This is a genomic window from Acaryochloris sp. IP29b_bin.137 (genome assembly GCF_028285745.1).
GTDB lineage: Bacteria > Cyanobacteriota > Cyanobacteriia > Thermosynechococcales > Thermosynechococcaceae > Acaryochloris.
In genome coordinates, this window is the sequence record NZ_JANQOP010000004.1 from 1 (window position 1) to 6,780 (window position 6,780).

Consider the following 6,780-nt stretch of genomic DNA (forward strand, 5'->3'; position numbering starts at 1 on the left):
GATAGGGTAGTCGTTTCGGCCACCCTATTTTCTTTGAAATCACACTGCCCTATCTACTGCTGACTCTAGATTTGAAGTACCTTGTCATCCCCAAAGGAATTGGAGTTAAGGGCCAATACGGAAGCAGATTGGGTCTTTGTTCCATTGCGCTCAGGGACCTATCCACTGCGATGCATAGTACCTGGCCATACCGAAGCGGGTATGGTTGGCACTATTCAAGTGATGGGTTAGTCACTTCGATTTGTTTACGTTATTCACACCGTGAGAACGTATCCTTTAGCTTGAAGAACCTGGTCTTGTTGTAGCTCGTTAGCTCGCAGGAGGGGCATCTGCGGATGGTACAGATGGCGGTGTTGGAGTCGGTGGAGCCGCAGCTGGAGGCTGTGGGGCTGCTGCAGGCATAGGGGCTGGCGGCGGAATTGTGGGCTCAGGGGGGAAATCAGAGTTCGAGGGCGGTTCTGTGATGGAGGCAGCTGGCTGTGCTGGGCTAGGGGATGGAACAGCAGCAGGCGGAGCAGCTGGAGCCTGTGGATCAGGCTGAATGGGTGGCTGAGGCGGAGTCGGTGGTGCAGGCTGCACAGGCGCTACTGGAGGTAAACTTGGCTCTGGTGCTGCGGGTGTAGAGGGCGTCGATGGTTGAGCAGGTGCAGGCTCTTTGGGGAGGGTAGTTGTTCCGGGGGCTGTCGGCTTGAGCGTCGGTGTTGGGGTGACTGGCGGTAGATTAGGTTCAGCTTGAGGCGTCGGTGGAGCAGGTTCCTTCATCGCGCAAACCTTTTGGGAATATTTGATGTCAGATTTCAAAACAAGAGTAGTATTGGCATCTTCAGATTTGATCTTATATTTTCTGACGGCTTCTTTGACAGCTTGATCAAGGATAGCGGATCCGGTAGATACATTAAGAACAGACGCTAATGGAGCTGCTTTTGAACTCACCCAAACCCGATACTCTGCTTGTCCTTCTATACGTTCTTGACAAGCAGCTTGTGGATACTTCACTGCCAGATAACGTGTGATGGTCTTCTTAGGGGGACCAAAATCAGATAATTTGCTAGGATCATTTGCCCCTCCTGTATTAGCTAAATTTGTAGAAGGAACTTTACCAGCAACAGGGCTAGATGGAGCTTCTGGCGATTTCAAAGGACCAGCTGATTTAGCGTCTGGATTAGCGTCTGGATCTGGATTGAGATAAGGCAATTCTGCTCCGTTCAGCCACGCTTGGAAGTCTTCATCGCTTAGGAATGGGCCAGCAGGATTGCTGGGGGGTGGCGTTTGCTGAGGCGAGGTAGGTGGTTGTTCCGGTGGTAAATTAGCCAGAGAATTTGGATTAACAGGGGGGAAGCTAGCTTCAGGCGGGGGAGGAGGCAACTCAACCACTGAAGAGGCTGAAAAGGCAAAGGGGTCAAAGGCTGGATTGGGGGCATTGGTAATAGGTAGTTCAGCCAAACTATCCGGCGTGGTGATATTAAGTGGTAGACCTGCAACACCAGGCGCAGGTGGGGGAGTATTGGGATCAATAATCGGTTGATTCAATCGATTCGGTTGGTTTGGGGGGGGTTGGAGAAGGCTGACGACCCGCAACTGTTTTTTGGCGGCTTGCTGTTGGCTGCTTGCAGGGACCAGCGCTAAGCCAGCAAAGAGAACACCATGGGCGGCAACGGAAGCCATCATGGCGAGATTAGCAGGTCGCTGCCAAGATTTGGAAAACATCTGATGGGAAGAGCCGTTCATATACTTGGAAATAAATTAGGGTTGAGGTCAGCAATGGGTGGCCCAAGAGCTTCGCTAGAGTGATATTAACTGTTTGGACAAATTAAAAGGCCAGTCGTTTCACTTTTTGATCGATAGAAATAATCGATTATTTCCTTATAATAGCAACCCAATCTGAAGGATTCGGAAAATAATTTGATCAAATAATAACTGACGTTCTCTTGTCAACGCTCCCAAAGGTGACTAGAGTAAGGGAGGACCATTCAGGCGTTATCGTAACGCGCAACAAAGGAGTTATCACTGTGGTAGAACCTCTCTTAGCCGGTATTGTACTTGGCCTTGTTCCAGTTACCCTCGCTGGATTATTTGTCGCTGCATGGCAACAATACAAGCGTGGAGAAGAGGCCACCTAAATCTTTTAATTGCAAAGGAGTTGCCTTTATTGGTTTTCTCCTGAAATACTTAGTCTTAAAGTCAGAGTGGTACATTTCCTTATCCCTCTGGCTTTTTTTACGATTGCCGAAGGAAGGTTAAGGCGGTGTTGCCATAGCTGCGCGTATGGACAATCTGTAGGGTGGAAGGTGGCGCTAATATTTGATTGGGACGATGTTCCACTGCCGCTTCTCCCAGTAGCGGTTTAAGGAGCTGGTGGGTTGCGATCGCAGTCAGCACCCCCTCATATAAGCCGCCATCATAGGGCGGATCAAAATAAATCAAATCAAAGGTCTGACCCTTCAGTTTAGCCGACCGCTTGATCACATCCCCCCGCAGCACCTGAAAGGTTTGGGTGGGTTGAGCGACAGCCTGCCAATTCTGACGAATGATACGGCAAGCCTCTCCAGCCTGTTCAATGCCATAAACAACGGCCGCCCCTCGACAGAGGGCTTCGGCCCCCATTGAGCCACTGCCTGCACAGAGGTCTAGCCAGTGACAGCCTTGCAGATGGTACTGCCAGCGATTAAATAGGGCTTCTCGTACCCGGGCGGTGGTGGGGCGGGTTTGCAGACCCGGTAAGGTTTTGATCGGACGGTTACCGTAAATTCTGACCATCAGTCTGGCGGTTCAACATAGCCTTGGATATTTTCGGGGTCGTATCGTTGCAGAATATCGGTGGCTTTGCGGGTCAGGGGTTCGGTCCCTTTCACCACCACAATATACTTCCCGGCATTCAGCCGATTGCGATACACCAGGGCATCCCCGCTGCCTGCCGTCAAACCGGCCAGCCCTCCAGAGAACAGTCCGCCAAAAGCCCCAAAGGACGCGCCCAAGAGTCCGCCAAGGACAACATTAAGGACCGTACTGCCCATCCCTGGGAATAAGCGCACGCCCGTATATAACTCAAAGGTGGCCCCACAGATGAATCCAATCGGAATCGAAAAGTTCATTAATCGGCGGGCCTGTTTTCGGGCGGGATTCTTGGGGTCAATAAAGCCAAATTCATCGGCACTTTTGTAGCCCCGACCCAATAAAGAAAGCTGGGCCAGGGGGATGCCCGCTTTTTCTAAATCCGTATAGGCGGCTTCTGCTTGAATCCGATCCGCTAGGACCGCAATAAGGTAATTCATGGGAGGCTAAGCAACTGGCGTTGCCAGGGTGGCCTGCACTTGCTCGACAAAATTAGCCAAGATTTGGAGCCCGAAGGTGGAGGATTTCTCGGGATGAAACTGAACGGCCATCAAATTATCCCGGGCAATGGCTGCGGTAATAGTTTGCGTGCCGTGGGTAACGGTGGCGGCTTTAACGGTGGGATCAACGGGGTCAACGTAATAAGAATGGACGAAATAGACCCAAGGTTGAGCAGGAGAATGACGCCATAGGGGCAGATCGGGCTGTTGATACTCCAGTTGGTTCCAGCCCATATGGGGAATGGTAATGCCCGGTTCGGATTGAAACCGCTTGACGGTGCCGGGAATAATGCCTAAGCCTGCTTCAGTGCCTTCTTCGCTCCCTTCAAACAAAATTTGTAGCCCCAAGCAGATACCGAGAAAGGGCTTGCCGCTGGCGAGAATATCTTGGATGACGGGGATAAGATGACGCGATCGCAAATGCTGCATCGCTGGATCAAAGGCTCCCACCCCAGGCAAGACAACAGCATCAGCAGATACTAAATCCTCTGGTCGATCGCTGACAACCGTCTGTGCCCCGGCTTCTTGCAGTCCTTTACAGGCCGAATGCAGATTGCCCATATCGTAGTCAATCACGGCGATGATAGGCATTCATCCCTTCCTTTCCCAGCTAGGCCACATCCCTACCCTATTACCTTATCGCTTTTCTGTTTCGGCGATGGAACCTCAGGTATTATTGGGGGAACTGATGATTACGAACGTCATCACAGAATTGCTGCACAGCCCCAGTAATTGAGTCTTGTAAATTGCTGTAGACTTTGGCAAACGGTGGTTGCCATTCGGATAATCCCAACAGATCGGCAGTAACCAGCACTTGACCATCACAGCCTGCCCCAGCTCCAATGCCAATGGTGGGAATCTTCAAGGTTTGGCTAATCTTCGAGGCCAAAGGGTGAGGGATATGTTCCAAAACGATGGCAAAAGCGCCTGCTGTTTCCAAGGCAATCGCTTCTTGTAATATCCGGTCTGCCTCTGGATCGGATGTGCCTTGCCGCCGATACCCACTAAACTGATGCACAGACTGGGGAGTTAAGCCCACATGCCCCATGACGGGAATACCGCGTTCGACCAAATAGTGGACGGTGTTGACCATGTCTGGGTAGCCCCCTTCCACTTTGACGGCGGCTATCCCTGCCTGTTGGAGTAAAGTCCCCGCACTTCTCAGGGCCTGTTGAGGACTTTCTTGGTAGCTCAGAAACGGTAAATCACACACCACCAGGGCATGGTTGACCCCTCGGGTTACCGCTTGGGCATGATAGAGCATTTCTTCTAAGCTCAGAGATAGAGTTGTGGGATACCCCAGTGCCACCATGGCCAACGAGTCTCCGACCAACAGCACGTCAATTCCGGCTTGGTCTAATAGACTAGCAAAAGCATAGTCCCATGCCGTCAATACTGAGATAGGACGCCCCTTTTCCTTCCACTTCCGCAGCTGATGAATGGTCACAGCCATAGGGTGATGGCTCCTTTACATCTTCTTTTTCAGAATAAAGGGTCTGGGAGAGATTGAGCGCAAGTCAGGATAGTGCTCCTACCCGCCATGCCACCTCAATCAATCTCAAGATTGATTATTTGCTGCTCTCAATACCAAACAGTCCACTGTCCATTGACTAAGATAGAACTATCTGAGGGAAAACTGACTAATGGGTCAATGTAGACGGGTCAACCATTCACTCAATGTTTAACGCCATTCCCGTTTAGCTGGCTTACTCCATTACAAAGAGAGCTAAAACGATGTTTAAATCATTTTTTGTTTGTTCGACGGTATTGACGGTGTTGCTAAGTCTAGGAGGAGAATATGCCGGGGCTCAGCAACGGAGGCAAAATCGGCCATCGACGTCCTCCAATCCCAGCGATGCTGAAGTTTTAGGAGTCCAAGAAGTGGGCATCCGAGCATGGCAACCTCAACCCAAGCAATTACCGGACCCTCAGGAAATTAGTGTGGGTTTACCCCCACAAGTGAAGCTCACACCGGGGCCAGATAAGCCAGGGGAGGTCCCTGAGAACGAGGACCATCGGGGGATACAAGTGAAAGTCTTAAATCCTTAATCGATCAGTGTCATCACTTAAGGTGGACTTCTAGAGATATCCCCATGCCTTTATCGGGGCGTATCCAACTGTTAGGTGGCCAAAAGGACTTTAGAGGCAACTCCCCAACTTCGAGATACGCCTTCACGAACGTTTATCCGGTACATTGCGTCAGCCCTTTAGCCAATTAGCTAAAGGGCTGACGCTCAAGCTCAAAAGTACTTACAAAACAAGGACTTAAGGCGCTAAGGCATTCCCGCGCATCAAGCTACCAAGGGTTTTTGCTGTAATCTTGATTTGCTTGAGCGGATTCATGGGAACCACGGTCTTATACAAATAACTATCGAACGTCATTTGTTGGACATCTTCATCGGCACACATTTCCACAAACGCTTCCCGAGTAGCGTCGGAACGATAGAAGACCCGCTGCAAAATATCGAGGACCTTATAGGTCATGCCATAGGCTTTATCCCAACGCTTCAGATAAATTTTGAGTTCATCTTCCGTGGGAATGCGCTGACCATTATTGGAGAATTCAACGATGGCTTCAGCACACATCCGGGCAGACTTAGCGGCAAAGTAGATGCCTTCGCCAGAAGACTTCGTCACAGTACCAGCAGCATCACCAACTAGGGCAACCCGACCCACGACTCGGCGAGGACGCGGATGCTCAGGAATGGGGTGAGCTTCCACTTTGATAATTTCACCACCAACGAGACGATGGGCGGCACGGGCACGAATACCGGCCTGTAGCTTCTTGATGTCGGCCTGGTTGACCTTCATGGTGCCAGTACCGACGGCGACGTGATCATATTTAGGGAAGACCCAAGCGTAGAAGTCCGTGGAGACATCGTCACCGACGTACATCTCGGCGCGATCCTGGTAGTACGCCATGTACTCATCCGGAAGGCGAATGCGCTCCTGAAATGCGATCGCATAGTTGTAATCGCCTGCTTTAATTTCTTTGGCGATTCTGGAGTTAGCCCCATCTGCACCAATCACCAAATCGACCTGGAGCGTTTTCATCACGCCTTCTGAACGGCCACCGGTTAAGTCAGCATAATGAATGGTATAGGGCTGGTTGTCTCCTGTAGGGAACTCCAGCTTGTTGACGGTGCCGTTGATCAACTTTGCACCTAACTTGGCAGCGCGATCGCGCATAAAACCGTCTAAAACTTCTCGACGGCACATGCCGATATATTCGCCCTCATTTTTGATATTGATATCAACCTCAACGTTAGAAGGAGAGATCATTCTCATCTTTCTAACCTGTCGGTCAATAATCTCAAGGGGGAGATCAAATTCGTCCACCATGCACAGGGGAATTGCACCACCACAAGGTTTGGCGTTATCTAATTTACGCTCAAACAAATAAGTCTCAATACCAGCCTTTACCAGCGTTTCTGCTGCTGATGAACCG

8 protein-coding genes and 1 pseudogene are annotated in these 6,780 nt (G+C 50.7%); 3 read left to right on the plus strand and 6 right to left on the minus strand.

Annotation, left to right across the window (positions count from 1 at the left end; all coding sequences use genetic code 11):
* Positions 1-96: 96 nt before the first annotated feature.
* Positions 97-231: pseudogene (locus Q0991_RS25020) on the plus strand (biphenyl 2,3-dioxygenase); the annotation flags it as partial.
* 78 nt (positions 232-309) lie between these two features.
* Here the strand turns inward: Q0991_RS25020 and Q0991_RS00200 are convergent.
* Positions 310-1,707, minus strand: coding sequence for a TonB family protein (locus Q0991_RS00200; RefSeq protein WP_299484483.1), 1,398 nt, complete (start codon positions 1,705-1,707; stop codon positions 310-312).
* A gap of 302 nt (positions 1,708-2,009) precedes the next feature.
* On the opposite strand from Q0991_RS00200, the gene petG reads away from it, so the two are divergent.
* Entirely contained in the window at positions 2,010-2,120 is a 111-nt protein-coding gene (gene petG / locus Q0991_RS00205) for a cytochrome b6-f complex subunit V (RefSeq protein ID WP_299484484.1), read from the plus strand.
* Between the two features lie 97 nt (positions 2,121-2,217).
* On the opposite strand, the gene rsmD is transcribed toward petG, so the two are convergent.
* The 4 genes from rsmD to panB form a co-directional block, all read right to left on the minus strand.
* Positions 2,218-2,757: a 16S rRNA (guanine(966)-N(2))-methyltransferase RsmD gene (gene rsmD, locus Q0991_RS00210; RefSeq protein WP_299484485.1), complete on the minus strand. Its 540-nt coding sequence runs from the start codon at positions 2,755-2,757 to the stop codon at positions 2,218-2,220.
* Complete coding sequence (locus Q0991_RS00215) at positions 2,757-3,272, minus strand: hypothetical protein (protein WP_299484486.1); 516 nt, start codon at positions 3,270-3,272, stop codon at positions 2,757-2,759. Before Q0991_RS00215 ends, rsmD begins: the two co-directional genes overlap by 1 nt.
* A gap of 6 nt (positions 3,273-3,278) precedes the next feature.
* Positions 3,279-3,923, minus strand: a complete 645-nt coding sequence (hisH, locus tag Q0991_RS00220; protein WP_299484487.1) for an imidazole glycerol phosphate synthase subunit HisH — start codon at positions 3,921-3,923, stop codon at positions 3,279-3,281.
* Positions 3,924-4,005: 82 nt separating this feature from the next.
* Complete coding sequence (gene panB, locus Q0991_RS00225) at positions 4,006-4,785, minus strand: 3-methyl-2-oxobutanoate hydroxymethyltransferase (protein ID WP_299484488.1); 780 nt, start codon at positions 4,783-4,785, stop codon at positions 4,006-4,008.
* Positions 4,786-5,066: 281 nt separating this feature from the next.
* On the opposite strand from panB, the gene Q0991_RS00230 reads away from it, so the two are divergent.
* A complete protein-coding gene (locus Q0991_RS00230) occupies positions 5,067-5,381 on the plus strand; it encodes a hypothetical protein (protein WP_299484489.1) in 315 nt (104 codons plus the stop codon).
* 216 nt (positions 5,382-5,597) lie between these two features.
* On the opposite strand, the gene chlP is transcribed toward Q0991_RS00230, so the two are convergent.
* Positions 5,598-6,780 (minus strand): geranylgeranyl reductase (gene chlP / locus Q0991_RS00235; RefSeq protein ID WP_299484490.1); only part of this gene is annotated, 1,183 nt, incomplete at its 5' end.